This window comes from Pseudarthrobacter sp. L1SW (assembly GCF_020809045.1).
In the GTDB taxonomy this organism is placed as follows: domain Bacteria; phylum Actinomycetota; class Actinomycetes; order Actinomycetales; family Micrococcaceae; genus Arthrobacter.
In genome coordinates, this window is record NZ_CP078079.1 from 3,289,448 (window position 1) to 3,314,041 (window position 24,594).

General features: G+C 66.5%; 24 protein-coding genes and 2 pseudogenes. 13 read left to right on the forward strand and 13 right to left on the reverse strand.

Going from position 1 to position 24,594, the window contains the following annotated elements:
* Positions 1–217: 217 nt before the first annotated feature.
* Positions 218–453: pseudogene (locus KTR40_RS15265) on the forward strand (substrate-binding domain-containing protein); the annotation flags it as partial.
* On the opposite strand, the gene KTR40_RS15270 reads toward KTR40_RS15265, so the two are convergent.
* Positions 450–824, reverse strand: coding sequence for an STAS/SEC14 domain-containing protein (locus KTR40_RS15270; RefSeq protein ID WP_139030306.1), 375 nt, complete (start codon positions 822–824; stop codon positions 450–452). The pseudogene KTR40_RS15265 and the gene KTR40_RS15270 sit on opposite strands and share 4 nt — an antisense overlap.
* A gap of 108 nt (positions 825–932) precedes the next feature.
* On the opposite strand from KTR40_RS15270, the gene KTR40_RS15275 reads away from it, so the two are divergent.
* Genes KTR40_RS15275 through KTR40_RS15290 form a run of 4 tightly spaced genes read left to right on the forward strand, consistent with a single transcriptional unit; the run spans position 933 to position 3,992 of the window.
* Complete coding sequence (locus tag KTR40_RS15275; RefSeq protein WP_139030307.1) at positions 933–1,190, forward strand: hypothetical protein; 258 nt, start codon at positions 933–935, stop codon at positions 1,188–1,190.
* 3 nt (positions 1,191–1,193) lie between these two features.
* Positions 1,194–2,039, forward strand: a complete 846-nt coding sequence (locus KTR40_RS15280) for an aminoglycoside phosphotransferase family protein (protein WP_228404279.1) — start codon at positions 1,194–1,196, stop codon at positions 2,037–2,039.
* 40 nt (positions 2,040–2,079) lie between these two features.
* Positions 2,080–3,144, forward strand: a complete 1,065-nt coding sequence (locus KTR40_RS15285; protein ID WP_228404280.1) for a spore photoproduct lyase family protein — start codon at positions 2,080–2,082, stop codon at positions 3,142–3,144.
* Between the two features lie 32 nt (positions 3,145–3,176).
* Positions 3,177–3,992 (forward strand): hypothetical protein, encoded by an 816-nt coding sequence (locus KTR40_RS15290; protein WP_228404281.1) that lies wholly within the window; start codon positions 3,177–3,179, stop codon positions 3,990–3,992.
* Here the strand turns inward: KTR40_RS15290 and KTR40_RS15295 are convergent.
* Complete coding sequence (locus tag KTR40_RS15295; protein WP_228404282.1) at positions 3,959–4,336, reverse strand: hypothetical protein; 378 nt, start codon at positions 4,334–4,336, stop codon at positions 3,959–3,961. The genes KTR40_RS15290 and KTR40_RS15295 overlap by 34 nt on opposite strands.
* A 74-nt stretch (positions 4,337–4,410) precedes the next feature.
* Here KTR40_RS15295 and KTR40_RS15300 point away from each other — a divergent pair, with 74 nt between their 5' ends.
* Entirely contained in the window at positions 4,411–5,265 is an 855-nt protein-coding gene (locus KTR40_RS15300; protein ID WP_228404283.1) for an SDR family NAD(P)-dependent oxidoreductase, read from the forward strand.
* A gap of 206 nt (positions 5,266–5,471) precedes the next feature.
* Here KTR40_RS15300 and KTR40_RS15305 read toward each other — a convergent pair.
* Positions 5,472–5,611 (reverse strand): annotated as a pseudogene (locus KTR40_RS15305) (NAD-dependent epimerase/dehydratase family protein); the annotation flags it as partial.
* Between the two features lie 27 nt (positions 5,612–5,638).
* On the reverse strand, positions 5,639–7,090 hold the full coding sequence (locus tag KTR40_RS15310; protein ID WP_228404285.1) for a Gfo/Idh/MocA family protein: 1,452 nt from the start codon (positions 7,088–7,090) through the stop codon (positions 5,639–5,641).
* A 218-nt stretch (positions 7,091–7,308) separates the two neighbouring features.
* On the opposite strand from KTR40_RS15310, the gene KTR40_RS15315 reads away from it, so the two are divergent.
* A complete protein-coding gene (locus tag KTR40_RS15315) occupies positions 7,309–8,343 on the forward strand; it encodes a LacI family DNA-binding transcriptional regulator (protein ID WP_228404286.1) in 1,035 nt (344 codons plus the stop codon).
* 7 nt (positions 8,344–8,350) lie between these two features.
* Here the strand turns inward: KTR40_RS15315 and KTR40_RS15320 are convergent, their stop codons facing one another.
* A complete protein-coding gene (locus tag KTR40_RS15320; RefSeq protein WP_228404287.1) occupies positions 8,351–9,058 on the reverse strand; it encodes a FadR/GntR family transcriptional regulator in 708 nt (235 codons plus the stop codon).
* A gap of 99 nt (positions 9,059–9,157) precedes the next feature.
* On the opposite strand from KTR40_RS15320, the gene KTR40_RS15325 reads away from it, so the two are divergent.
* A complete protein-coding gene (locus KTR40_RS15325; protein ID WP_304940884.1) occupies positions 9,158–10,495 on the forward strand; it encodes an alpha-hydroxy acid oxidase in 1,338 nt (445 codons plus the stop codon).
* A gap of 81 nt (positions 10,496–10,576) precedes the next feature.
* Here the strand turns inward: KTR40_RS15325 and KTR40_RS15330 are convergent, their stop codons facing one another.
* Positions 10,577–11,173, reverse strand: a complete 597-nt coding sequence (locus tag KTR40_RS15330) for a helix-turn-helix transcriptional regulator (RefSeq protein WP_139030316.1) — start codon at positions 11,171–11,173, stop codon at positions 10,577–10,579.
* Positions 11,174–11,326: 153 nt separating this feature from the next.
* Between KTR40_RS15330 and KTR40_RS15335 the strand changes: the two genes are divergently transcribed.
* Complete coding sequence (locus KTR40_RS15335; protein ID WP_228406161.1) at positions 11,327–11,830, forward strand: hypothetical protein; 504 nt, start codon at positions 11,327–11,329, stop codon at positions 11,828–11,830.
* 8 nt (positions 11,831–11,838) lie between these two features.
* On the opposite strand, the gene KTR40_RS15340 is transcribed toward KTR40_RS15335, so the two are convergent.
* Entirely contained in the window at positions 11,839–13,050 is a 1,212-nt protein-coding gene (locus KTR40_RS15340; protein ID WP_228404288.1) for an acetoin utilization protein AcuC, read from the reverse strand.
* Positions 13,051–13,154: 104 nt separating this feature from the next.
* Here KTR40_RS15340 and KTR40_RS15345 point away from each other — a divergent pair, with 104 nt between their 5' ends.
* Positions 13,155–14,588, forward strand: a complete 1,434-nt coding sequence (locus tag KTR40_RS15345; RefSeq protein WP_139030318.1) for a TrkH family potassium uptake protein — start codon at positions 13,155–13,157, stop codon at positions 14,586–14,588.
* A gap of 40 nt (positions 14,589–14,628) precedes the next feature.
* A complete protein-coding gene (locus tag KTR40_RS15350) occupies positions 14,629–15,267 on the forward strand; it encodes a TrkA family potassium uptake protein (RefSeq protein ID WP_171059109.1) in 639 nt (212 codons plus the stop codon).
* Between the two features lie 8 nt (positions 15,268–15,275).
* Here the strand turns inward: KTR40_RS15350 and proC are convergent, their stop codons facing one another.
* The 5 genes from proC to KTR40_RS15375 form a co-directional block, all read right to left on the reverse strand.
* Positions 15,276–16,109, reverse strand: coding sequence for a pyrroline-5-carboxylate reductase (gene proC / locus KTR40_RS15355; RefSeq protein ID WP_139030319.1), 834 nt, complete (start codon positions 16,107–16,109; stop codon positions 15,276–15,278).
* A 319-nt stretch (positions 16,110–16,428) separates the two neighbouring features.
* Positions 16,429–17,418 carry a Ppx/GppA phosphatase family protein gene (locus KTR40_RS15360; RefSeq protein WP_228404289.1) on the reverse strand — a complete coding sequence of 330 codons (990 nt, stop codon included), beginning with the start codon at positions 17,416–17,418 and terminating at the stop codon, positions 16,429–16,431.
* 7 nt (positions 17,419–17,425) lie between these two features.
* Positions 17,426–17,845 carry an SseB family protein gene (locus KTR40_RS15365; RefSeq protein WP_228404290.1) on the reverse strand — a complete coding sequence of 140 codons (420 nt, stop codon included), beginning with the start codon at positions 17,843–17,845 and terminating at the stop codon, positions 17,426–17,428.
* Between the two features lie 65 nt (positions 17,846–17,910).
* Entirely contained in the window at positions 17,911–20,637 is a 2,727-nt protein-coding gene (topA, locus tag KTR40_RS15370) for a type I DNA topoisomerase (RefSeq protein ID WP_228404291.1), read from the reverse strand.
* 136 nt (positions 20,638–20,773) lie between these two features.
* Entirely contained in the window at positions 20,774–22,423 is a 1,650-nt protein-coding gene (locus KTR40_RS15375) for a methyltransferase (RefSeq protein WP_228404292.1), read from the reverse strand.
* A 64-nt stretch (positions 22,424–22,487) separates the two neighbouring features.
* On the opposite strand from KTR40_RS15375, the gene KTR40_RS15380 reads away from it, so the two are divergent.
* Both KTR40_RS15380 and KTR40_RS15385 read left to right on the forward strand, forming a co-directional pair.
* Positions 22,488–22,964 (forward strand): hypothetical protein, encoded by a 477-nt coding sequence (locus KTR40_RS15380; RefSeq protein WP_139030324.1) that lies wholly within the window; start codon positions 22,488–22,490, stop codon positions 22,962–22,964.
* Positions 22,965–23,014: 50 nt separating this feature from the next.
* Positions 23,015–23,614 (forward strand): hypothetical protein, encoded by a 600-nt coding sequence (locus KTR40_RS15385; protein WP_228404293.1) that lies wholly within the window; start codon positions 23,015–23,017, stop codon positions 23,612–23,614.
* Here the strand turns inward: KTR40_RS15385 and KTR40_RS15390 are convergent.
* Positions 23,611–24,504: a rhodanese-related sulfurtransferase gene (locus KTR40_RS15390; RefSeq protein WP_228404294.1), complete on the reverse strand. Its 894-nt coding sequence runs from the start codon at positions 24,502–24,504 to the stop codon at positions 23,611–23,613. The genes KTR40_RS15385 and KTR40_RS15390 overlap by 4 nt on opposite strands.
* Positions 24,505–24,594 lie beyond the last annotated feature (90 nt).

Here is a 24,594-nt window from a genome sequence, read left to right on the forward strand (position 1 = left end):
CAGAACCCGCCGGAGAAACGGCGAAGGGCAGAGAATGATCTCTGCCCTGTTGGCTCTGAAGGAAAGTTGGATGCGTGTCAGTTAGACGCGGGCCCCTCCAGAGCCAACGAAAAATACGCATACCAACGGTTAGTCATGCCATGAACCATAACCGCGCTTCGGCACGCACACCAAATCCCACGTAACCAGGAAGCGCTACGTGTCGTTTTGCTTGGGGACAGCAGCAGTGGATGACGAGGCGGGGGGGTACCTGGCTGCGCGGCACCTGCTGGACACCTGCCGCCGTCGACTGGCCTTTGTGGGTGGCCCCACCTCCATCCCGCAGCCCACGGAGGCGCTGGGGCGCACCACAATCGAACTCCTCGCCGAAGAGGTGGAGTTCAGAACCCGACGCACCGTTCGGTGGTCTTCACGCCGGAACTGGTGGTGCGGCAGAGTACAAAAACCAACTAATTACCTGCCCGCAGCCATTCCATGGACTCTGTCCGGGAGGTGAAAAACCGGGTGGGGCAGGGCGGGATATGCACGCCGAGGAAAAAGTTGGCGAAGATCCGGTCCACCGGGCTTGCTCCCAGCAGCGCAATCCTGTTGGCAGCACAAGGGATGGAGAAGACGGAACGCGCTGCCCTGGTGACGTCCTCGGTGGTGGCCATGTCCACCAGCATCGGGTAGGTACTGTCCCCCGCTATCTGGTTCACGGCAGCCATGGCCGCCCGGGCGTCCTGCAGTTCTATCCGGACGTTAGGTTCCCAAATCAGGTGGATGATGCCGTCTGAACGCAGCTCCACGGTCCCTTTACCGCCGTCGAAACTTACAGGCTCCAAAACCTGCCTCCCTTCCGTGGGCGCACTCCTATGACTTTCCCATCTTGCCGTATCCCTCCGGACCTGTTGCCGGAATCGCGGGAGGGGACAGAACCAAATGCGGCAAACATGGCTACTGCCCTTGTGGGGGACCGGGAGCAGAAGCAAGGATTGGTTATGGATGACGCGCGGCACACTGCCAGGGACCTGCTGCGGCGCAAAGACCGGGGCCTGATCGATCTCTGGATCATGTACTGGAACCACGGCGGGCGCTGCCACCCCTTCGAATTCGACGCCTTTGTCCACAACGTGCTGCCAGCCGCCTGGTTCGACATGGACGTCCTGGCCGTGGCGGTTGAGGAACTGGCCGTGGAGAACATAGCCTGATGGATGCCCGGTTTCCTAACAGATGAGCAGACGCGCCTGCTGTCGTCCTGGCTCGGGCCATTCGAGGTAGTCCGGGACCACTCCTGGCCCCTGCAGGACACGTCCGTGCTTCACGTCTCCACACCTGCCGGCGGGAGCTTCATCGTCAAGGCGAGCGCCACCAGCCACCACATCCGGCGTGAGGTTGCCGCCCTCAGGCATGGCCTGCCTGGCCTGCAGGGCAAAGCTTCCCTTCTCAGGTACGCATCCGTGGCGGCCGGGATCCTTGTCACCGAGTTTCTGCCCGGAGCGTCCGTGGAGGGATCGGCTGCCGAGCATGACCCCGAAACGTACCGCCAGGCAGGCGACCTTCTGGCGAGGCTGCACCGGCCTGCGGGCACATCTTCCCACTACGCAAAGAAGCTCGCCCACCAAACACAGCTGTTGATCCGATCGGCCCGGGGGCTGGTAGGTGAAGGCACCCTGACCCTGGCCGTCCGGGGGCTGGCGGGACTGAGGCTGGGCCCGGTCCAACTCGTCACCACCCACGGGGATTATCAGCCCAGGAACTGGCTCCACGACGAAGGCCAGATCAAGGTCATTGACTTTGGACGCGCCGACCACCGCCCCTGGATGCACGACCTGGTGCGGCTCACCAACCAGCAGTTCTTGGAACAGCCCGGGCTTGAGGAAGCCTTCTACAGCGGTTTCGGGCGGCGCATTCAGGAATTCGAGGCCGATACCTGGCAGCTGGAAAACCTGAATCAATCTCTGGGGACGGTGGTATGGGCACACAGGATTGGAGACTCCGCGTTCGAGCGGTCAGGGGTGGAAACATTGGAGCGTACCCTGGCGGGGCCCTGGGCCTAACGGCCCGCGGTGATGCCGCGCATCTTGCAAGAATGGGCTTATGGACTTCAACCGGCTGCTGCAGATCCGCCGCATCTACGCGCAGCCTGCCGCCCTGGAACTTCCCCGGGGCAAGGAAATCGTGGAACGCTGGCCGGACGCCGACGTGCTGCTCGTCGAGAACCACTGGAACATCCCGGATGTGCATGGTGATGAAACGAACGTGCCGCGGTGGTCCCGGATCAAAACGGAAGCCCTGGTCCTCGGCGTCAAAAAAGCGCTGACCGTCAAGCCCAACGGCCGGTCCGCGGACTTCATCGCACCCTCAACTGCGAACGGCTGCGCCATGGCATGCGCCTACTGCTACGTGCCCCGGCACAAGGGCTACAGCAATCCCGTGACCGTTTTCGCAAACATCGACCAGATTGCGGGGTTCCTGGAGCGGCACGTTACCCGCCAGGGCATCAAGCTCGAGCCCAACCAGTGTGATCCGGAACTCTGGGTCTACGACATCGGCGAGAACAGCGACTGCTCCGTGGACGCCCTGGTCAGCGACAATGTGGAGGACCTGGTCACGCTCTTCCGCGACTTGCCTACGGCCAAGCTGTCCTTTGCCACCAAGTACGTGAACCCGACGATGCTGGGTTGGGACCACGGCGGCCACACCAGGATCCGCTTTTCCCTGATGCCCGCGGCTCTGGCGAAGTCGATTGATGTCCGGACCTCACCGGTAGCTGAACGGATGGCCGCCATCAACGACTTCGTCGACGCCGGGTACGAGGTGCACGTGAACTTCTCCCCCGTCATCATCACCGACACCTGGCTCAGCGACTGGGAAGAGCTGCTGCGCCAACTCGACGCAACGCTGAGTGCCGCTGCGAAGTCCCAGCTTGCGGCGGAAGTCATCTTCCTGACGCACAACGAACGGCTCCACGAGGTTAACCTGGGCTGGCATCCCCAGGCCGAGAGTGTCCTGTGGCGTCCGGACCTCCAGGAATCCAAGGTCTCGTCCAACGGCTTCACCAACGTCCGCTACCGCTCCGGAACCAAAGCCGGCTATGTGCGCCAACTGACCGCGCTGATTGGGAAGATCGCACCGTACTGCCGCATCCGCTACGCCTTCTGAGGGCCTGCCGCCGGGCGGCGCTAGACTGAAGCATGACCGGTGTCCGCCCCCGTCTCCTGGCCTGGCTCGTTGTCCTGGCCGCTTTCCTCGGGGCCTGCACGCCCGCCGTCGGCATTGACGACGCCGTTACCGGGCAAGCGGTCCCGGCCTCCTCGGCGCCGGCATCAGCGAGTCCCGCCGCCCCGCCGTCGTCACCAGCGCCTCCTGCCGTGCCTCCACCGCTTGTCGCGCCGCCGCCCGTTCCCGAGCCGTTCGCCCTCAACCTCTACCAGGAGGGCGACTTCGTGCCGCAGTACACCTTTGACTGGTGCGTGGCGGCGAGCATCCAGATGGCCCACAACCTCATTGACGACACGGGTGGCGGCACGTGGGCGGACTCCACGCAGCAGGGCGAACTGTGGGAGATGGCCCGGGCCCGGTCGTCCAACTCGTTCAATGGCGCCAACCCGCTCGGGTGGGCGCAGGTGCTGACGGAGGTTGGCATGGGGCCATACACGGTGGTCAGCATCGCCGATTACGGTACGGCGCTCCAGACGGCGGCACGCGCCATTGCCGAGACAGGCCGCCCGGTGGGACTGGTCATGTGGCGCGGGCGCCATGCGTGGGTGATGAGCGGGTTCGAATCGATCGGTGATCCCGCCCGGTTCCAGGACTTCGCAGTCACTGGCGTTCGCGTCCAGGACCCGCTCTACCCGCACGGCAGCGGCCAGTGGGGCCCGTCACCCGCACCCAACAGCCTGCTCACCCCCGAAGAGCTGGCCACGCAGTTCGTGGTCCGCGAGCCGCGGCGCTGGAGCAGCGAGCTGCCGGCCGGCTACCTGATGGTGCTGCCTGTAGCCGGAGCCTGAAGGCGTGGGCAGGCATCGTCGATCAACAGCCGGGCAAGCCTGACCGCGCGCTGGCCGAAGGTGGCACCGTCAAGGACGGCAGCGGTGGCATATGCGCCGTTAAGGACGATGAGGAGTTCGTCGGCGAGCTGGTTGGGATCCGTGGCACCTGCGTCGGCGGCGAGCACCCCGAAAACAGCCATCAATTTGCCGGCCGCAGTGGCGGGCTCCTCCGCTGCCTGCCGCATGCGGGCGAACCAGGCGTCCGCGCGCCCTTGCACGTAGGCCGTGGCAAGGGCGTCCTTCGTGGGGAACTGTCGGTAGCTCCTGCCCGTGTGGCTCCGCCTCTGGGGCGTGCTCGGCACGCCTGCCTTCAACTTCAAAATCGTGCGCTGACCCCGGGACACTTGGCAGGACAAAGCCAGAGGAGGCGAGGACAATGACTTCCATGAACGGGACCGTGGCACTGGTGACAGGGGCGGGAAGCGGCCTGGGACAAGCTGTTGCAACCGGCCTTGCACGCCAAGGCGCCCGGGTGGTGGTGGTGGGCCGTTCCACGGCCCGGGCGGAGGAAGCGATGGAAGCCATCCGCGCCCTCGCCCCCTCAGCCATGCTGGAGCCGTTGGCCTGTGACCTGTCCGTCCAGTCGTCGATACGTGCTGCGGCGGCCGGGTTCCTCTCACGCCATGACCGGCTCGACGTGCTGGTCAACGCCGCGGGCGTCTTCCGAAAGGAGCGCCAGGTGACCCCCGACGGGCTCGAACTGACATTCGCCACCAACGTGATGGCCTACTTCCTGCTGACCAGCTTGCTGCTGGACGCCCTCAAGAACGCCGCCCTGGCAGGTGGAAGCGCCCGGATTGTGAATGTTGCGTCCAAGTACGGCAACACCAGGCTCCACTTCGACGACCTTCAGACGGCCAAAGGCAAGTACAGCTACCTGCGGTCCACGCCGCCCACTATGCTCGCACGGGTCCTCCTCACCCAGGAGTTCGCTGAGCGCCTTGAGGGCTCCGGAGTGGTGGCGAATGCGGTCCACCCCGGACTGGTCAAGAACACCTCGTTGCTGCAGGACGTCGGCGGCCCCTTCCGCTGGATCACCAACACTTTCGGCGCGCCCGCCGAAAAGGGGGCAGACACAGCGCTCTGGCTCGCCACTGCACCGGAAACAGCGGTACTCTCCGGAAAGCTCTGGGCAAAGCGCAAGGAGCTCCCCACCCCCGGCATGGGAGCGGATCCCCACGCCCGCAAGCGCCTGTGGGAGGCGTGCGCGGACCTTGCCCACGCCCGGTGAACAGCTGAAGCGCGTGGTCCCCAAAGTCCTCACCGTCCAGCGAACCCCAATGCTCCAGGCCCCGCCGTCCCCGCCAACGCACAGCCGCCCTTCCGCCACCCATCGCGCAACGTCGCCGGCCCGGCGGGTAATCGTTTTCCATCTAGGGCTTCCGGGTGGCTGCCTTGGTCAGACCCTGGTGGAAGACTTTGGTTATGGAAGCGGTTTTGGGCACTGCCGGCCGGAAGCTGGTCCGCCGGGACGGCGTCGCGGTCCACAGAAATGACCTGGTGACCCTTCCCTGCAAGCCCGGCAACGACACTGCGCCCAGCCGGCCGGAGCCGCCGGTGACGAAGATCCTGCTCATTGTTGTTCCTTCAGGTTCTGGGGCCGGTCACTTGCCACGGCGGAGGTCGACGCCGAGATCCAGGTCCTCGATGCGTACGGGCAGGGAGGACTCAAGGGAGCGGTTGCCGGCGATGCCGACCGAAACGGAGCGCAGTCCGTCCAGGTACCCCGAGGGACGGCCCAGCGGGTCCTCGGCCGGGCCGTTGAAGAGGTCGGAGAGGAGCAGGTCGTCGCCGCCGCCGTGGCCTCCCTCACCGTTAACGATGGGCACCTCATATGCTGCTTCCCAGTGGCGCTGGACCACCAGGCGTTCACCGGTGCGGCGGATGGGGTCGTCTTCCTCGATGGGGGTGGCGCTGGGATCCACCACGGTCTTTTTGTCCGTGCTAAGGACCGCGGCACGTTCCACGACCTCCAGCTCGGCGCGGCCTTCAGTGCCGTTGACCGCCACGCGGTAGCCCTCCCAGGGGCTGTGGGCGTTAAGGGAGTAGCTCAGGCGCGGGCCGCCCTGGTACTCCACCACCAGCGCAAGGTTGTCCTCGATGGTGATGCCTTCGGTGAAGACGTCCTGGTCGCGGCGGTAGCCGTCGAAATGTTCGTTGTCCAGGAACAGCGCCTTGAGCCGCTGGTCCTCCCTTAGGTCAAGCGCGAACGGATCCTTCTCGTGGGCCGGGGCATCGGCGTCGGGCGTTCCCCGTTCCGGCCGGGGGCCGAGGCCGCGCTCCGCTGCGTTCTTGTCGCCGTAGAACTTCAGCCCGCCTGAGGCGAAGACACGCTCGGGCACGTCATCGATCCACCAGTTGACCAGGTCGAAGTGGTGGGAGGCCTTGTGGATCAGCAGCCCGCCGGAGTTCTTCTTCTCCCGGTGCCAGCGGCGGAAGTAGTCCGCCCCGTGCGCGGTGTCCAGCACCCAGCTGAAGTCGATGGAAGTGACCTTGCCGATCACGCCGCTCTGGATGACTTCCTTGAGCGCGCTGTTGCGGGGCGAGTAGCGGTAGTTGAAGGTGACCACCACGTTGCGGCCGGTCTCCTGCACTGCCTGGGTGACGCGGCGGCAGCCTTCGGCGTCAATGGTGAGGGGCTTTTCGACGACGACGTCGGCACCGGCGCGCAGTCCCTCCACGATGTAGTCTGCGTGCGTGTAGTCCGGCGTCGTGACGATGACGCGGTCGATGTTGTTGGCCTGGATGAACGCGGTGAGGTCCGCCGGATCAAAGGAAGCGACGGGTCCCGGGGCACCGAGTTCCTGGATGAGCTGCTGGTAGAACTCCACGCGGCCGGGGTTCACGTCGGAAAACGCGATGAGTTCGGCGGTATCGGCGTGCCTGCCGAAGATGGCGCGGATGTACATCTCGGAGCGTCCGCCGGTCCCGATCAGGGCGATCCGGGCCCTGCCGCCCTGATGAGCGGAAGCGCCGGCGGCGGGAGCAGCCCCGATGCTCTCCGCGGACTCGGACCGGGCCCCTGAGGCAGAAGTCGACTCGGCTGTGTTGACCATGAGGGTCCCTTTCGAAGGCTTAAGACCGGCCCGCTGGGCCGTTGTTCCGTGAAGATCGGCGGAATCGGGAACGGGAGAGAAATCGGTTTCCCATCCCGTTATATGCTGTCACTCACTGCATGATTTGACGAGAACGTCGACACGGAGTTGGCCGGGTCCCCCTGCCAGCGGAACTGCGCCCAGGCCTGCCGGCTCCGACGCAAAGGAAGGGGCCAGCCATGGTCAGGAAATCGGCTTCCGGCCGGATCGGCATCGCGGATGTTGCCGTGAAGGCGGGCGTCTCGCACGCCACGGTTTCGCGCGTCATGAACGGCAACTTCACTGTTGACCCTGAGATCGCTGCCCGAGTGAGGGCGGCTGCGGCTGAACTCAAGTACCAGCCCAACCCGGTGGGCCGAAGCCTGGCCCTCGGCAAGACCGACACCATCGGCATCGTGGTGCCGGACCTGGCCAACCCCACCTTCCAGGCCATCCTCCGTGGGCTGAGCCGTGCGGCGGCCGAGGACGGCTACCGTGTCCTGATCGCGGACTCCTTCGAAGTCTCCAGCGAGGAGTCAATCCTTGCGGGTGAAGCCCGCCGGCGCTGCGACGGCCTGGTCCTGTGCGCACCGCGCATGAGCGACGCCGAACTGGAGGAAATTGCCCCCTCACTGCGCCCGCTGGTGCTCATCAACCGCACCACGGCAGCCGCGGATGTCCCAAGCCTGGTGGTGGATTATGGCCAAGGCGTGCAGGCCATCGCCGAACATCTGGTGGAGCTCGGCCATACGCGCCTCGCCTTCCTGGCAGGGCCTCCCCGCAGTGCCTCCAACAACCTCAGGCTCCAAGGCCTGGAGGCGTTCAAGGCCGCCCACCCGCAGGTTGAGGTCACCATGCTCGAAGGAGGCTCCGATTTCGATACCGGCCATGGGGCAGTGGACGCGGTGCTGGATAGCGCCGCCACCGGGATCCTGGCGTTCAACGACCTCGTTGCCATGGGCCTGATGAGCGGGCTGCACGAACGCGGCCTGGACGTCCCCGGCGACATCTCCGTCACCGGGTTCGATGACATCCCCTTTGCCCAATACACGACGCCGGCGCTCACCACGGCAGCGGTTCCCATCACTGAGCTTGGGGCGCAGGCCTGGCACCAGCTGCGGGCCCTCATCCGCAACGAAGAAAGCCAGGCTCCCGGCAGCCGCTACCAGCCGCGGCTCGAAGTGCGGGCCAGCACAGGCCCGGCCAAAGCCGCCCGCACTGTGGTGCACGGCTGACGCCCGTTCACGGAGCCGGCCGGGCCTCCGCCGGATTCAGCCCCGCTTCCCTGTAGTACCCCTGGATGTGGGCAGCAACGAGCTTTGCCGCGCGTTCGCCGTCGTCATTCCTGATCGCCGCGAGGATGGCGCGGTGCTCCGATTTCAGCCGCGTGGCCGTGTCCTCCCAGTCGGGGAGGTTGGACGTGAGCTGCGCGGCATACCCCTGGATGGATTCGCGCAGCGATCCCATCATGGCGCTCACTACTGCATTGCCGGCAGCGTCCGCCAGGGCAAGGTGGAAACGGACATCCAGGGCCAGGAAGTCGTCCACGGCGAGCCCCTCCTCGGCCATCTCGTCCAGCAGCGCGCCGGCCGTCGCCAGCTCCGGCGCATCTGGCCTGGCCTTGGACGCCGCCCATGACTCCAGGAGCACCCGGGTCTCCACGATGTCGGCTACCGGGAGGTGCTGGGTGGCAACGTGCAGCCGCAGGGCGGAGCCAAGGGCCGCCGTCGGATCCGAAATGACCACGGTCCCCGCCTCCGGGCCAGAGCCGACCCCGGCCCGGACCACGCCCATGGCTTCAAGGATCCTGATCGCCTCGCGCACGGACGTTCGCGACACCTTCAGCTGTTCCGCCAGCGTGCGCTCAGCCGGGAGGCGGCCGCCCACGGTCAGCCTGCCCTCGGCAAGCTCTTCCTCGATCCATGACAAAACAAGCTGGTGCGTCCGCATAGGGAAATGGTACTTGATGTGGTTGGACCACATGGCCTACAGTGTGGTTAGACCATAGGAGGTCCCGGACGCGGACCTGCCCGCCCAATGGAGGACGCCATGACCCACACCATCCAGCCCAATAACCCGGAAGCAACACCCGCCCCGGACGCGACTGACATTCCGGCCGCGCCGGCGCCGGCAACTGCACCGGCCGCCGCTGGTGTGCCGGCAGCGCTGAAGCGCCGCCTCCCGAAGTACTCGGACCTGGCACCGCTGATGCAGTTCAAGAAGCCAGGGTTCAGCAAGGAAGCCCGGCTCAAGCGGGCCAGCACCATCTGGGAGCTGCGGGACATCGCCAAGCGCCGCACCCCGCAGGCGCCCTTTGACTACACGGACGGCGCCGCCGAAGGCGAAATCACCCTCCGCCGTGCACGCGAGGCCTTCCTGGACATCGAATTCCGGCCCGGCATCCTGCGGAACGTCTCCGCGATCGACCTCAGCACCGAGATCCTGGGCAAGCCGTCCCGCCTGCCGGTGGGGATCGCGCCCACCGGCTTCACGCGGATGATGCAGTCCGAGGGCGAGTACGCCGGCTCCCAGGCAGCAGAGGCCGCCGGTATCCCCTACACCCTGTCCACCATGGGCACGGCCTCCATTGAAGACGTTGCCGCCGCCGCCCCGAACGGCCGCAACTGGTTCCAGCTGTACCTGTGGACGGACCGCGACCGCTCCCTGGAACTGATTGAGCGGGCCGCCAAGGCCGGCAACGATACCCTGATGGTCACTGTGGACACCGCCGTGGCCGGTGCCCGTCTCCGCGATGTCCGCAACGGCATGACCATCCCGCCGGCGCTGACCCTCAAGACGGTTCTCGATGCGTCCTACCGTCCCGCGTGGTGGTTCAACTTCCTCACGCACGAGCCGCTGACCTTCGCTTCGCTCTCGCGGTACACCGGCACGGTGGCGGACCTGATCAACTCGATGTTCGATCCCACCCTCACCTTCGAGGACCTGGACTGGCTGCGCGAAACCTGGAAGGGCAACCTGGTGGTCAAGGGCATCCAGACCGTTGAGGACGCCCGCCGGGTTGTTGACCACGGCGCGGACGGCGTCATCCTGTCCAACCACGGCGGCCGCCAGCTGGACCGGGCACCCATCCCCTTCCACCTGCTCCCCGAGGTCAAACAGGCGTTCACCGCGGACAACACCGATGCGGCGATCATGCTGGATACCGGCATCATGAGCGGCGCGGACATCGTGGCAGCCCTGGCCCTGGGCGCCGACTTCACGCTGATCGGCCGCGCCTACCTCTACGGCCTGATGGCGGGCGGCCGGGCCGGAGTTGACCGCACGCTGCAGATCCTCGAGAAGGACATGGCCCGCACCATGGCGCTGCTGGGCGTCAGCAAGGTCTCGGAACTTACCCCGGACCACGTGCGGGTGCTCAACAAGTAGGCGCCCGCCCAACTGAGTAGCGCTAAGTGTCGTTTTGACGGTTCAAAACGACACTTGGCGCTACCTACTTGGGGTTGGCGGCTATTTCTTGCGGCCGAACTTGGGCAGGTTGGCCAGGAGGTCGGCTGCCTTGGTGGCGGCGCGGCCCACGGTCCGGCCGATCTGCTGGGGGACGCTGTCGTCACTCAGCGGCGCCGAGGTTCCGCCAGGAATCACGACGGCGGGACTCAGCTCTGCCCCGGCCGGCGCCAGGACTCCGGCGGACACGGCCTCGGCCGCCACTGCCCCGGCAGTAGCGGGCTCCTTGTGTGCGGCTGCCGCCTTTCGGGCCGGTGCGGGGGCAGCTTCAGGCTGCTGGCCTTCAGTGGCTGCGGCCGGGGCCGGGCTGGCTGCCGCTGCTGGCGCCGGCGCCGCCGAACCGACGTCGAGCGTTTCCAGCCAGCTGGCGATCCCCTCCAGCGGCTTACGGTTCAGCGCGTAGTAGCGCTTTTGGCCCTGTGCCCTCATGCTCACCAGCTGGGCCTCGCGAAGGACTTTGAGGTGCTTGGAGATAGTGGGCTGGCTGGCCGCCAGTTCCTCCACCAGTTCGCCCACGGCCTTGTCTCCGGAACGGAGGGAGACCAGGATGTCCCGCCGGGTCGATTCCGCTATGACGGCAAATACGTCGTCTGTCACCATGCCTCCCACCCTAGCGACATATACGCCGAAAGGCATCAACTATTTCGGCCGGTATCGGTCCCATTGCCCAGGTTTCGCGGCAGTGCTAGAACGGTGTCACTGCTGCCCAAATATCCCGGCAGCGGCCACACTGGCCTAGAGGGGTGGGTGGTGATGGAATTCCTTCGCCAGCAACTGTTCAACATCATCGCGTTCGTGTTCCTGGGCCTTTTTGTAGCGGTCTGGGGCGCGGTGCTGCTGCGCGTCGGATTCTGGGTGCCGGACGGGCGGACGGTCGCGCCGCCCCTCAACGGAGCCCTGGTCACGGCGGCCGGAGTGCTCGCCACGTCCTTGAGTTCACTGACAGCGTCAGCCTTAGGATTCACCATCGCCGAGGTCCGCCGGGACGAGCTCCAGCGCGAGCCGGGCAGGCCATCAGGACCGGGGACCACGGCCAGCACCGTGGCCTTCAATCCTTCCGAGGTCACGGCCAGGCTGTCGGGGCGGATCGTCGCTGCCATCGTGGTCTACCTCGCGGTGGGCCTGGCTGTCCTGCTCCTCTGGCTGGCCAAGGGGACCGCATCCACAGACCTGATCGGCGCGTTCGCGTTGTCCCTGCTGGGCTGGCTCATCGGTGCCGCCGGGGTAGTGTTCCAGACGGAAAAGCCCAGCAGCTGACCCCGTAGTCAGTCAAACCACGGGTCCAGCCCATGCAGCGGGAAGACGGACTTCCGCGTAGCCATGACGGTCCGGTCCACGGCATCGTTCGGGTCGAAGCCCACTTCCCAGGACCGCCACCAGAGCTCCACGTCATCGCCCATCAGGAGGGGGGCGTCCGTGCCGAACTTCGCCAGCACATAGGCGCGCCAGTCCTCGGGGACGGGCGTTCGCAGCGGCACGGGCCGCCCTGACGCGATGGCAATCAGGTGGCTCCAAGACCGCGGGACCACGTCCGTGACGTTGTACCCGCCGCCCCCGGTGGCGATCCAGCGGTTGCCGCAGTGGCGGGCGGCAAGATTGCCGACGGCGGATGCGGCCTCGCGCTGCCCGTCGACGCTGAGGTTGAGGTGCGTCAGCGGGTCGTTGCGGTGGGAATCGCACCCGTGCTGGCTGACGATCACCTCCGGCTGGAAAGCGGCCACCAGCTGCGGCACCACCGCGTGGAACGCCCGGAGCCAGCCGGCATCCCCCGTCCCCGAGGGCAGAGCTACGTTGACCGCCGTCCCTTCGGCCTGCGGACCGCCGATCTCGTTGGCGAATCCCGTCCCAGGGAAGAGCGTGAGGCCGCTCTCGTGCAGCGAAATGGTGAGCACGCGGGGATCATTCCAGAAGATGCTCTCCGTCCCGTCCCCGTGGTGGGCGTCGACGTCGATGTACGCCACCTTGCCAATCCCGCCGTCGAGCAGCTTCTGCACGGCAAGTGCAGCGTCGTTGTAGATACAGAACCCGCTGGCCCGCTCGCGGGCGGCATGGTGCATGCCGCCGCCGAAGTTGACCGCGTGCAGCGCGGAGCCGTCCAGGATCCGGGAGGCGGACAGCAGCGAACCGCCGGCGAGCCGGGCTGCGGCCTCGTGCATGCCCGCGAAGGCGGGATCATCTTCGGTGCCCAGCCCGCGGGCTTCGTCGGGCTCGCCGGGGTTGGCGCTGACCCTGCGGACCGCCGCAACAAAGTCCGCGGAATGCACTGACTCCAGATCGGCGTCGTCCGCCACTTCGGGCGCTTCCACCGCAACGTGGTCCAGGCCGAACAATCCGAGGCTGCCGGCCAGGCGGGCCGTCAGGTCCATCCGCTCCGGCGCCATCGGATGGCCCGGGCCGAAATTGTAGGCGGTCATGTCGGAACTCCACGCCACCACCGTTGGGGGCGCGGGCTGGCTGAGACCCGGGAGGTATGTCATCAATCACAGGCTACCTGAGGCGGCAGCCCCTCCTGCCCGGCCATTACGCCGGCATTAGTGGTTTACTACTGAGGGAAGCAGTTTCGACCGAGGAAAAGCCACACATGACGCAAAGCCAGTCGAGGCCCCGGAACCCGGCCAGCTGGCATCCCGCAGCGCAGGAGCGGGAAGGCCTCTGGATCCTTACGCGGCTGCGCGACTTCATTGACGACATCGCGAACACCTCCCCGGCCAGGCTCGCCCTGACCGTGTTCGCCGCCGTGTGCCTGGTGTTCACCCTCATCCTCTCGCTGCCGGTCTCCTCCGCCGCCGGCACCCCCACCCCGATCCACCAGGCGCTGTTCACGGCTGTTTCGGCCGTGTGCGTCACCGGCCTGACGGTGGTGTCGACGGCGGTCCACTGGTCCTTCTTCGGGCAGCTGGTGATCCTGGTGGGCGTCTTCATCGGAGGCCTGGGCACGCTGACGCTGGCCTCGTTGCTGGCCCTGATGGTCAGCAAGCGGCTGGGCGTGCGGGGCAAAATCATCGCGGCGGAATCCATGAACAACGCAGGCCGCCTGGGCGAGGTGGGCACCCTGCTGCGGATCGTCATCACAACATCGGTGGTGATCGAAGGGATCCTGGCGCTGGCCCTGGTCCCGCGGTTCCTCACCCTGGGTGAGCCGTTCTGGCAGTCAGTCTGGCACGGCATCTTCTACTCCATCTCCGCCTTCAACAACGCAGGTTTCACCCCGCATTCGGACGGCATCGTGCCCTACGAAACGGACCTCTGGATCCTGGTGCCGCTGATGCTCGGCGTCTTCCTGGGCAGCCTCGGTTTCCCCGTGGTGATGGTCCTGCAGCAGAACGGGCTTAACTGGAAGAAATGGAATCTCCATACCAAGCTCACCATCCAGGTGTCCTTCATCCTCCTGTTTGCCGGCACTTTCCTGTGGGCCTTGATGGAGTGGGACAACCTGCGGACCATCGGAACCATGAATTTGGGCGACAAGGTGACGCACTCCCTGTTTGCCTCCGTCATGATGCGTTCCGGCGGCTTCAACCTGGTGGACCAGAACCAGATGGAATCCACCACCATGTTGTTGACCGACGCGCTGATGTTTGCCGGCGGCGGCTCGGCATCCACCGCCGGCGGCATCAAGGTCACCACCATCGCCGTGATGTTCCTGGCGATTGTGGCCGAGGCCAGGGGTGACGCCGACGTGCAGGTGTACGGCCGGACCATCCCGCAGGGCACCATGCGCGTTGCGATTTCCGTGATTGTGGCTGGCGCCACCCTGGTGTCCGTCTCCGCTTTCCTCCTGCTGCACATCAGCGGGGCGTCCCTGGACCGGGTGCTGTTCGAGACCATTTCAGCCTTCGCCACCGTGGGGCTCAGCACCAACCTCAGCGCGGAGGTGGCGCCGGCGGGCGTCTACGTCCTTGCCGGCCTGATGTTCGCCGGCCGCGTCGGCACCGTGACCCTTGCGGCCGCCCTGGCCCTCCGCCAGCGCAGCCAGTTGTACCACTATCCCGAAGAGAGGCCCATCATTGGCTAGTTCCCCAGACGCCCCACGGCGCCCCGCCCACAACGCTCCAGTGCTGGTGATCGGGCTGGGCCGCTTCGGTTCATCCACGGCAGAACAACTGGTGAAGCAGGGCCGGGAAGTCCTGGCCATTGAACGGGACCGGTCCCTGGTGCAGAAGTGGGCCCCGCTGCTGACCCACGTGGTGGAGGCCGACGCCACCAACATCGATGCGCTCCGCCAACTCGGCGCACAGGAGTTCAGCTCCGCCGTCGTGGGCGTGGGCACGTCCATCGAGTCCTCCGTGCTGATCACTGTCAACTTGGTGGACCTAGGCATCGAGCACCTGTGGGTGAAGGCGATTACCCCCTCGCACGGCAAGATCCTCACGCGGATCGGAGCCAACCACGTGATCTATCCGGAGGCCGACGCCGGCGTCCGGGCAGCCCACCTGGTGTCCGGCCGGATGCTCGACTTCATCGAGTTCGACGACGACTTCGCGATCGTGAAAATGTACCCGCCGCGCGAAACGGTGGGGTTCACCCTGGACGAGTCAAAGGTCCGCTCCAAGTACGGCGTGACGATCGTGGGCGTGAAGTCGCCCGGCGAGGACTTCACGTATGCCCGTCCGGAGACCAAGGTGTCCTCCCGGGACATGCTGATCGTGTCCGGCCACGTGGACCTGCTGGAACGGTTCGCTGCCCGGCCTTGACCTGGGGATTAGCCGAGCTGCTTGGTGATTTCGGCTGCCCGCTCCGTAGCCGCGCGGGCCCCGGCCACAATGATGGCGGGAAGGCCCCGCTCGTCAAAGGTGGCGATGGCCCGTTCGGTGGTGCCGTTCGGGCTGGTCACGGCCCTGCGCAGCGCTGATGGATCCGCACCGGGCTCGGCCAGCATATAGCCGGCTCCGGCCACGGTTTCCCTGGCCAGGAGAAGGGACAGTTCGGCATCCAGGCCCAATTCCCGGCCGGCTGCCGCCATCGCTTCCGCCAGATAGAACGCGTAGGCGGGTCCAGAGCCGCTGATGGCCGAGACGGCGTCCACCTGCTCCTCGGGGACCTCCACCACCGTTCCCGCACCCTGCAGGACGTCCTTGACCCTTTGAAGCTGCTCGGGCGTGCAGTTCGTCCCCGGCGACACGGACACCACGCCGCGGCCCAGCTTCGCGGGAGTATTGGGCATGGCGCGGACTACCGGCTGCCCCGGCGGCAGGGCGGCCTCGAGCTGGGCGATGGACACCGCGGCAGCCACGCTGACCACGACGGCGGTCGGCGAGAGGGAGCGGCTGATCTCACGGGCAAGTTCAATGATGCCGACAGGCTTGACGCCAAGGATGACGACGCCGGATCCCTTGGTTGCCTGTTTGTTGTTGTCCGGCTCCTCCTCACCGGCGATCGCGGTCACCCCGTGGTGCCGCTCGGCGAGTTCCGCGGCGCGCTCGGCACGCCGGACCGTGGCGACGACGTCCGCCGGGTCCGTCCCCGCTTCCAGCAGGCCACTCAGAATTGCTTCGTTCATGGATCCACAGCCCAGGAAGGCGATTCGGTTGCTCATGGCTCCATCATTACAGTTGGGCCCTGCCGGTGCCGAACTTGATGACCAGGAGGTGGACATCCTTTTCTTCGGGGAACTCACTAAAAAACACTCACAGCTGGCTCACATGTAAGGCGCAGGTGCCTCACAAGTTGGGCTCCTAACGTAGTAACTACCTCATTGAGGGTGCGAGTGATGCGGCAGGGATGGGGATTCCTGCCAGGGCACCGGTGGTCGGCAACAGGTTTTCCCCCATTTTCCTGTTGCGGACCCCGGTGCTTCCGCCTTTAACGGCCTGCCGGGATTTGACGTCCGCCATGGGCCCGCGGTCCGCAGCGCGCTACGCCGGGGCTTCCACGACCTGCGGCGCCGCCACATGGGGGGCGGGCTCCAGCGGCCCGGAAAACACCAGCTGGTCCAGCCTGCGCAGAATCAGGCCCTCACGCAGGGCCCAGGGGCAGATCCGGAGTTTCTTGAACTTGAAGAGCTCCAGCGCGGCCTCGGCAACCAGTGCGCCGGCCAGCAGCTGGTGGGCACGTGCCTCGGAAACCCCCGGCAGGTGCAGGCGGTCCTCGGCCTTCATCGCCGAGATGCGCTGCGCCCATACTCCAAGGTCCGTTGCATGGAGCTCCCGCTTGACGTACGGGCCGGCCGCGCTCGGGGCCGCGCCGGCGATCCGGGCAAGGGAGCGGAAAGTCTTGGATGTTCCCGCCACAACGTTGGCACGGCCCAGCCCGTCGAATTCCCGCACGGCGGGCTTGAGGGTGGCCTGGATGTACCGCCGCAGTTCCTTGACGCTCTTGGCCGTCGGCGGGTCCTCGGACAGCCAGTCCCGGGTGAGCCTGCTGGCACCCAGCGGCACGGAGGTGGCGACTTCCGGAAGCTCGTCCTGGCCGAAGGCCATCTCGAAGGAGCCGCCGCCGATGTCCAGGTTGAGGATGGGCCCCGCGCCCCAGCCGTGCCAGCGCCTGACGGCGAAAAAGGTCATTGACGCTTCTTCGCTGCCGGTGAGCTCCTGCAGCGTGACGGTGGTTTCGTGCTTGACGCGCGCCAGGACCTCAGGGCCGTTGGTGGCCTCGCGGATGGCCGACGTACAGAAGGCCAGGAGGTCCTCGGCCTTGTGCCTGGCGGCAAACTCCCAGGCTTCCAGCACGAATTCGGTGAGCTCGTGCTGGCCGGCATCGCTGATGCTGCCGTCGGGTTCCAGGTACTGGACCAGGGACAGGGGGCGCTTGTGCGAGGCAAACGGCACTGGCCGCGCGCCGGGGTGCGCATCCACCAGGAGGAGATGGACAGTGTTTGACCCGATATCGAGGACGCCTAGCCGCATGGTGCCATTATTGCTCGTCGGCCCGCTTGAAGTCGCGCTTGATGTTGGCCACGCCCTCGGGGTTGATCTCGAACCCGTACGCCGCGCCCGGGTTGATGACCATGCCAAGCTCGTCGCCGATGTTCGCGATGATGGCTGCGCCCTGGGTGCCAAGCACGTTCGGCGCCGCTTCGAGGTACTGCTGGTCCACGCGGCTGGGGTGCGAGAAGACGGCAAGGACGGGGTCGCCGTCGGCATTGCCCAGGACCAGCGGCTCCACCTGGGAGTCCTCGCCCTCGATGCCGTCCGAACTGATGATGTAGACCTCGCTGTTCAGGAAGGACAGGATGACGTCCACGGGGCTCGCATCAGGCTGCCCGCCCTTGGCGAGCTTCTCCTCGAGGTCGTTCAGGGGCGTAGTGTCATCAATTCCGGGCTGTTCAGTCATCCCCCTACCCGATCACGATCCGATGCCGCATGCAAACATATGTGCTGGCATGCGGGCCACCTGCGCTATTTCTTCGCCGTTGCCTTCTTCTTGGCCGGCGCCTTGCGGGCGGCAGTGCGCTTCACCGGACCCTTGGCACGCTTCTCCGCCAGCAGTTCCACGGCCTGTTCGCGGGTCAGTTCCTCCAGGGAGGTAGCGCGGGGCACGGTGATGTTGGTGACCCCGTCCGTGATGTAGGGGCCGAAGCGGCCTTCCTTCACCACGATGTTCTTCTCCGACACCGGGTCCGGGCCGAACTCCGCCAGCGGTGGGACGGCGGCACGGGCACCGCGCTGCTTCGGCTGGGAATAGATCTCCAGCGCCTGCTCCAGCGTGATGGTGAAGATCTCCTCCTCGGAGCCGATGGACCGGGAATCCGTCCCCTTCTTCAGGTAGGGCCCGAACCGGCCGTTCTGCACCGTGATGAGGTTGCCTTCGGCGTCCTCGCCCAGGACCCGGGGCAGGCTCATCAGCTGCAGCGCCTCGTCCAGGGTCACCGACTCGACGGTCATGGACTTGAACAGCGAGCCTGTGCGCGGCTTGGCCTTGACCGGCTTCTTGGGCGGCTTGGGCTTGCCGTTCTTGTAGTACTCCACCGGCTGGGCGGCGATCTGTTCCTCGGTCATCTCGGGGATGACCTCGGTGACGTATGCGCCGTAGCGGCCGTTCTTTGCGACGACGGTGTGCCCGGTGTGCGGGTCCGTGCCCAGCACGCGTTCCTCGGGGGCGGCGGTCTCCATCAGCTCAATGGCCTTGGCGGCGGTCAGCTCGTCCGGCGCGAGGTCCTCGGGCACGTTGGCGCGGGCCGACTCCACGATCTCGCCTGTCTTCGGGTCAACCGTGGCTGCGGAGCTTTCCAGGTACGGGCCGAACTTGCCCACCCGGAGCGTGATCTGGTCCGTGATGGGGATGGAGTTGATTTCCCGCGCGTCGATTTCGCCGAGGTTGTTCACGATGCTCAGCAGGCCCGGATCGGAATCTTCACCAAAGTAGAAGTGCCGCAGCCAGGAAGCGCCCACGGCCTGCCCGTTGGCGATCTTGTCCAGGTCGCCTTCCATGTCCGCGGTGAACTCGTAGTCCACGTAGTCGCTGAAATGCTGCTCCAGCAGGCGGATCACCGAGAAGGCGATCCAGCTGGGCACCAGGGCCGAGCCCTGCTTCCGGACGTAGCCGCGGTCCTGGATGGTGGAGATGGTGGAGGCGTAGGTGGACGGGCGGCCGATGCCCTTCTTCTCCAGCTCCGCCGTCAGCGAGGCTTCCGTGTAGCGCGGCGGCGGCGAGGTTTCGTGGCCAACCGCCACGATCTCGGATGCGGCCAGCGAATCACCCTTGGCCACATTGGGAAGGCGGCGGGCTTCGTCCGAATCGTCGTCGCCGCGGGTCTCGTCCTTGCCTTCCTCATAGGCGGCAAGGAAGCCGGGGAACGTGATCACGGTGCCGGACGCGGAGAACTCAGCGTCACGCCCGTCCGCAGCGACGGCACCCAGCCGGATGGTCGCCGTCGAGCCCTTGGCGTCAGCCATCTGGGAGGCGACGGTGCGCTTCCAGATCAGTTCGTAGAGCCGGAATTCGTCGCCGGAGAGCTGCTTGGCCACCTGGGCCGGGGTGCGGAAGGAGTCGCCGGCGGGACGGATGGCCTCGTGTGCTTCCTGCGCGTTCGCTGCCTTGCCGGTGTACACGCGCGGGGACTGCGGGATGTATTCGGGACCGTACAGCTCCGAAGCCTGGCGGCGGGCGGCCGTGACAGCTTCATCACTCAGGGCCGATGAGTCCGTACGCATATAGGTGATGTAGCCGTTTTCGTACAGCCGCTGGGCCACCTGCATGGTGCTCTTGGAGGAGAAGCGCAGCTTGCGGCCTGCTTCCTGCTGCAGGGTGGAAGTGGTGAACGGCGCGGCGGGACGGCGGGTGTACGGCTTCGTATCAACGGACCGGACGCGGAACTCGGCGTCCTGCAGCCCTGCTGCAAGGGAGGTTGCCAGCTCCTCGTTGAGGTGCGCGACGTTCTTCGAGGTGAGGACGCCGTCGTCGTTGAAGTCCCGCCCGCTGGCCACCTTGGCGCCGTCCACGGCGGCCAGCTTGGCTTTGAAGGACCCGGCGTCTGCGCCGAACTGGCCGGTGAGGTCCCAGTACGAGGCGGCCTTGAACGCCATCCGCTCGCGCTCCCGGTCCACCACCATGCGGGTCACCACGGACTGCACGCGGCCGGCGGACAGGCCGCGGGCCACCTTGCGCCACAGGACCGGGGAAATTTCGTAGCCGTAGAGACGGTCCAGGACGCGGCGGGTCTCCTGGGCATCCACGAGGGCGGAATCGACGTCGCGCAGGTTGCCCATGGCGCGCTGGATGGCTTCCTTGGTGATTTCGCCGAACGTCATCCGGTACACGGGGACCTTGGGCTTGAGCACTTCGAGCAGGTGCCACGCGATGGCTTCGCCCTCGCGGTCCCCATCGGTTGCGAGGTAAAGTTCGTCGGCGTCCTTGAGCGCGGCCTTGAGCTCAGTCACCTTTTTCTTTTTGTCCGGGGACACCACGTAGTACGGCTTGAAGTCGTGGTCAATGTCGACGGCGAACTTGCCTACCGAGGTCTTCTTCAGCTCAGCGGGGAGTTCGGACGGCTGGGGAAGGTCGCGGATGTGACCAATGGAGGCCTCTACGATGAAGCCCTCGCCGAGGTACTTGGCGATGGTCTTGCTCTTGGCCGGAGACTCCACAATCACGAGTTTCTTGCCGGTTTTGGCCTTGCTTGGCACGGTGCTCCTACAGAAAAAGGTTGCTCGGGCAGATGCGCCCATACTGGCCTAGTTCACCATATTTTGCAGAAATGTGCGCATCCATGTGGAAAAGAGGGGGATTGGCCGGACGGCCTTCAGCGCCCGGATCCCCGCCCTATTCCGCTGCCGGGATCAGGAAGCCGTCCCGCACCAGGTTGGCCACCTCGGTGAGCAGCCCGGCCCGGAAGGAGGCGGCGTCGAACCCTTCCCCGCCGCCCAGCAGCGCCTCCAGCGCCCCGGCGATCTGCCCCGCCGTCAGGTCGCCGTCGCAGGCTGAAACAAAGCCGGCGAGCTCAGTGCTGAGCAGGTTGGTCCGGCGCAGCCCTGCGCCCTGGCGCAGCAGGATCACACCGGGGTGTTCGGCGCCCGGCCGCTGGTGGCGCTCCTCCGTGACGTCCTCTGCCACCAGCAGGTGCGCGTCCTCCAGCGCGTGCGCGGCCAGCCAGTCAGCACGTTCGACGGCGGCCCCCAGGTGGGGTCCGATCGGCTGCTCGATGGGGTACGTGATTTCCTCAAACCGGCTGATGGCGGCCTGCCCGGGTTCAACCGGGCGGCGCAGCCAGACCATGCCGAAGCCGATGCCTTCCACGTTCCTGGACTCGAAGTCTGCAAGATAGGCCGCGTAAGCCTCCCGGTAGTGTTGCCGGTCCCGGCCCTCGGAGGCGTCCCGGAGCCATGTTTCCGCGTACTGTTCCGGCCCCACCTGCTCGCGCTGGATGAACCAGGCGTCAATGCCTGGACCGGCCCAGCTTTGCGGCCGTTCCTGCCATGACGTTCCCGCAATGACCTCCCAGTTGCCTAGAAGCTGGGCTGTTCCGGCAGGCGCGAGGACGGACGGCAGTGCCTTGACGAGCGAGGAGACAATCTCATCGCCCGGCAGGCCGCCGTCGCGGTAGGTGAACTGTCCTGCCGCGTCCTCGCCTGCGCTGCGGGGGGTGATCACGAACGGAGGATTGGACACCACCAGCCCGAACTCCTCCCCCGCCACAGGGTCCAGGAGCGATCCGAGGCGTAGGCTCACCCGGTCCCCAAGCCGCGCCGGATCAACAGAAAGCGCCTCGGCATTAAGGAGGATGTTGAAGCGGGTGAAGGCCAGGGCGCGTTCGGAGATGTCCGTTGCGGTGACGTGCCGGCAGTGCTGGAGCAGGTGGAACGCCTGGATGCCGCAGCCCGTGCCGAGGTCCAATGCCCGGTCAGTGAGGCGCCGGACGGTGGTCTGCACCAGGGTGGTGGACGCATGGCCGATGCCCAGGACGTGGTCGTGCCGGAGCACCCCTTCCTGCTGGTGGGCCGCCAGGTCGCTCGCCACCCAGAGTTCCACGCCCCCGCTGCCGTTCGTGGCGTCCCCCGGGGTGCCGTCCCAGCCGTAGGGCCGCAGGTCCACCTTCGCTGCCAGCAGCCCCGGGCCGGGAACCGGCTCCACCAGCCCCAGCGTGAGCAGGCCTTCAGCACGGATGCCCGGGAGGGCGGCGTCGAGCGTTTCCACCGCCTGCGGCTCGGCGAGGAGCCAGAGGCGGACGACGGCGGCGAGCGCCTTGTTTCCTTCGTCCTGCCGCACGGCCCGGTCGGCGGCGAGCAGGGCGGGGATGGTCTGGTCCCGGTCCAGGGCAGCGGAGGCGGCGGGGCCCAGGAGCCGGGCGACACCGTCGGGCGTGTAGTCCAGCTTGCGCAGGTCTGCGGCGAGGGCCGCGAGGAGCTCCGGCTGGTCGCTGCGGGGCGCGTCCGGTGTGTTGCCGGCGGTGAACTCGTATGGGGATTCAGGCACCGCTCAAGTTTAGTCCGGCGGGCTGCGGGGCCTTGCGGCGGCGTAGACGGGGTAGCGTGGAGCCATGCCTTCCCGTTTTGCCGTCCTTTTGCGCGCCCGGCTGCAGCGTCCGGGGCGCGCCCGCCTTTTCCCATGGTCCGGAGTAGTGGCAGGCGCGGCCGCCCTTGCCCTGGCCGGCTGCTCCCCGGTGGTGTCGGTCGAGAACGCGGACGTTCCACAGTGGCAGGCAACCGCGCTGCCCTCTGCGCCGGGCGCCGTCGTCGAGGACGCCGGCAAGATCCTCAACCGGAACCGCATTGTTAAGGAAGCCGCGGATGTTCCGGCAGGACGCTACGTCCTGACTGCGACGTGCGATGGCGGCGGAAAGGCGTTCTTCGCCGTGTCGCTTAATGGGGCAATGCTGGCGGACGCGGGAGCCGCGTGCAATGGCAGCCGGGAGACAACCAAAATCGCGCTGCCCCAGGCCGGCAAACTGGAAATCAGCGCTTCGAGCGTGGACGCGCCCCTCATCTACGCGTACCGGCTGGATCCCGCCGGATAACGGTACTTTCGGCTCTGGCCCGCCGGCGGCGGCGGGCATACAGTCTGACTATGCCCAGCGTGCGGATCGCCTCCGCGCCTTGTACCGTGCGGACGCCCCACGTTCGCACAACCCCGGTACCGCCGGCCCGGAAGCCACGCGCCGCCGTCGTCATTGCTGCGCTGGCCGCCTCGATGGTGCTTGGAGGGTGCGAATATACGTACGACGACGGCCGGAACCTGCCCGGGCCCGTCGAGGCAGAGGCAACGCGGCTCCCGGGGCCGGTGTTCACGCGCGACCCGCTGCAGAACGACCCCGTCAGCGAGGCTGAACTTGGTTCGTGGGTGGCCCGGACACTGCCGGACACGGGACAACCGGTGGCCCACGCCAGGTCGGGGCTCATTGCAGCCGGGGAGGTACGGACCGAGTCGACGCCCGTCCTGGGGACCGGCACGTATGCCCTGGCCCTGGCGTGCCGCAGCCAGCGGCGCGTGACCTTCACTGTCCGCAGCGAGTCACTTACGCTGGTGGACCTGGGGCTTCGGTGCGGGATCAACCGGGAAAACGTCATTTACCTTTCCTCGGAAACAGCCCTCACCATCCGGGTGGAAGCCAGGACGGGCGCGAACTACGCCTACCGGCTGCGGCTTCTCTCAGATCCTGTTCCCTAGGCTGCGCACCCTTCGGGGCAGCGCAGGGTTTCCGGGCTTGACGCGCAGTCGGCGCAGTACAGGGTGAGGGTGCGGCAACTCGGGTTTGAGCAGTTCTCGAACTTGCTGGTGGGCGCTGCGCAGCGCGTGCACTTGCCGATGGTCTTGGCTTCTTCGCTGAACTCGAGGTGCATGCGCTTGTCGAAGACGTAGAGCGAGCCTTCCCAGAGTCCTTGGTCCTTGAAGGCCTCGCCGTAGCGGACGATGCCGCCGTCCAGCTGGTAGACCTCCTTGAAGCCCCGGTTCACCATAAGGCTGGAGAGCACCTCGCAGCGGATACCGCCGGTGCAGTAGGTGACTACGGGCTTGTCCTTGAGGTCGTCATACTTGCCGGACTCCAGCTCCGTGATGAAGTCGTGGGTGGTGGCGACGTCGGGGACGATCGCGTCCTTGAAGCGGCCGATCTGGGCTTCGAAGGCATTCCGGCCGTCGAAGAAGACCAGGTCCTCCCCGGCCTCCTTCTTGCTGTCCACCAGCTTGTGCAGTTCCTCGGGCTTCAGGTGGATGCCGCCGCCCACCACGCCGTTCCCATCCACCGTGAGTTCCCCGGGCGCGCCGAAGGAGACAATCTCGTCCCGGACCTTGACGCTGAGCCGGGGAAAGTCCTCCGCGCCGCCGTCGGACCATTTCACGTCGATGCCGCGGAAGCCCTTGTACTCCCGGGTGGTCTTCACGTACTGCTTCACGGCGCCGATCTCCCCGCCCACTGTCGCGTTAATGCCGTCCTTGGAGATCAGGATGCGCCCGGTCAGGCCGAGCTTCTCGCACAGCGCGCGCTGCCAGAGGCGTACCGCCTCCGGGTCCGCTATCGGGGTAAAGCCGTAAAAAAGCACAATTCGGTTCAAAGCCACGTATTTAAGGGTACCGGCACGGTCCGCGGGCAGGTGCCTGTGGGTCCGCTCCAGCGTCCGGGACGGTTCCTGGTGGTTTCGGCGCATCAC

Coding starts and splice junctions, on each gene's coding strand:
- KTR40_RS15275 (WP_139030307.1), top strand. CDS start 933: ATGGCTACTGCCCTTGTGGGGGACCGGGAGCAGAAGCAAGGATTGGTT.
- KTR40_RS15280 (WP_228404279.1), top strand. CDS start 1,194: ATGCCCGGTTTCCTAACAGATGAGCAGACGCGCCTGCTGTCGTCCTGG.
- KTR40_RS15285 (WP_228404280.1), top strand. CDS start 2,080: ATGGACTTCAACCGGCTGCTGCAGATCCGCCGCATCTACGCGCAGCCT.
- KTR40_RS15290 (WP_228404281.1), top strand. CDS start 3,177: ATGACCGGTGTCCGCCCCCGTCTCCTGGCCTGGCTCGTTGTCCTGGCC.
- KTR40_RS15300 (WP_228404283.1), top strand. CDS start 4,411: ATGACTTCCATGAACGGGACCGTGGCACTGGTGACAGGGGCGGGAAGC.
- KTR40_RS15310 (WP_228404285.1), bottom strand. CDS start 7,090: ATGGTCAACACAGCCGAGTCGACTTCTGCCTCAGGGGCCCGGTCCGAG.
- KTR40_RS15315 (WP_228404286.1), top strand. CDS start 7,309: ATGGTCAGGAAATCGGCTTCCGGCCGGATCGGCATCGCGGATGTTGCC.
- KTR40_RS15320 (WP_228404287.1), bottom strand. CDS start 9,058: ATGCGGACGCACCAGCTTGTTTTGTCATGGATCGAGGAAGAGCTTGCC.
- KTR40_RS15325 (WP_304940884.1), top strand. CDS start 9,158: ATGACCCACACCATCCAGCCCAATAACCCGGAAGCAACACCCGCCCCG.
- KTR40_RS15330 (WP_139030316.1), bottom strand. CDS start 11,173: ATGGTGACAGACGACGTATTTGCCGTCATAGCGGAATCGACCCGGCGG.
- KTR40_RS15335 (WP_228406161.1), top strand. CDS start 11,327: ATGGAATTCCTTCGCCAGCAACTGTTCAACATCATCGCGTTCGTGTTC.
- KTR40_RS15340 (WP_228404288.1), bottom strand. CDS start 13,050: ATGACATACCTCCCGGGTCTCAGCCAGCCCGCGCCCCCAACGGTGGTG.
- KTR40_RS15345 (WP_139030318.1), top strand. CDS start 13,155: ATGACGCAAAGCCAGTCGAGGCCCCGGAACCCGGCCAGCTGGCATCCC.
- proC (WP_139030319.1), bottom strand. CDS start 16,109: ATGAGCAACCGAATCGCCTTCCTGGGCTGTGGATCCATGAACGAAGCA.
- KTR40_RS15360 (WP_228404289.1), bottom strand. CDS start 17,418: ATGCGGCTAGGCGTCCTCGATATCGGGTCAAACACTGTCCATCTCCTC.
- KTR40_RS15365 (WP_228404290.1), bottom strand. CDS start 17,845: ATGACTGAACAGCCCGGAATTGATGACACTACGCCCCTGAACGACCTC.
- KTR40_RS15380 (WP_139030324.1), top strand. CDS start 22,488: ATGCCTTCCCGTTTTGCCGTCCTTTTGCGCGCCCGGCTGCAGCGTCCG.
- KTR40_RS15385 (WP_228404293.1), top strand. CDS start 23,015: ATGCCCAGCGTGCGGATCGCCTCCGCGCCTTGTACCGTGCGGACGCCC.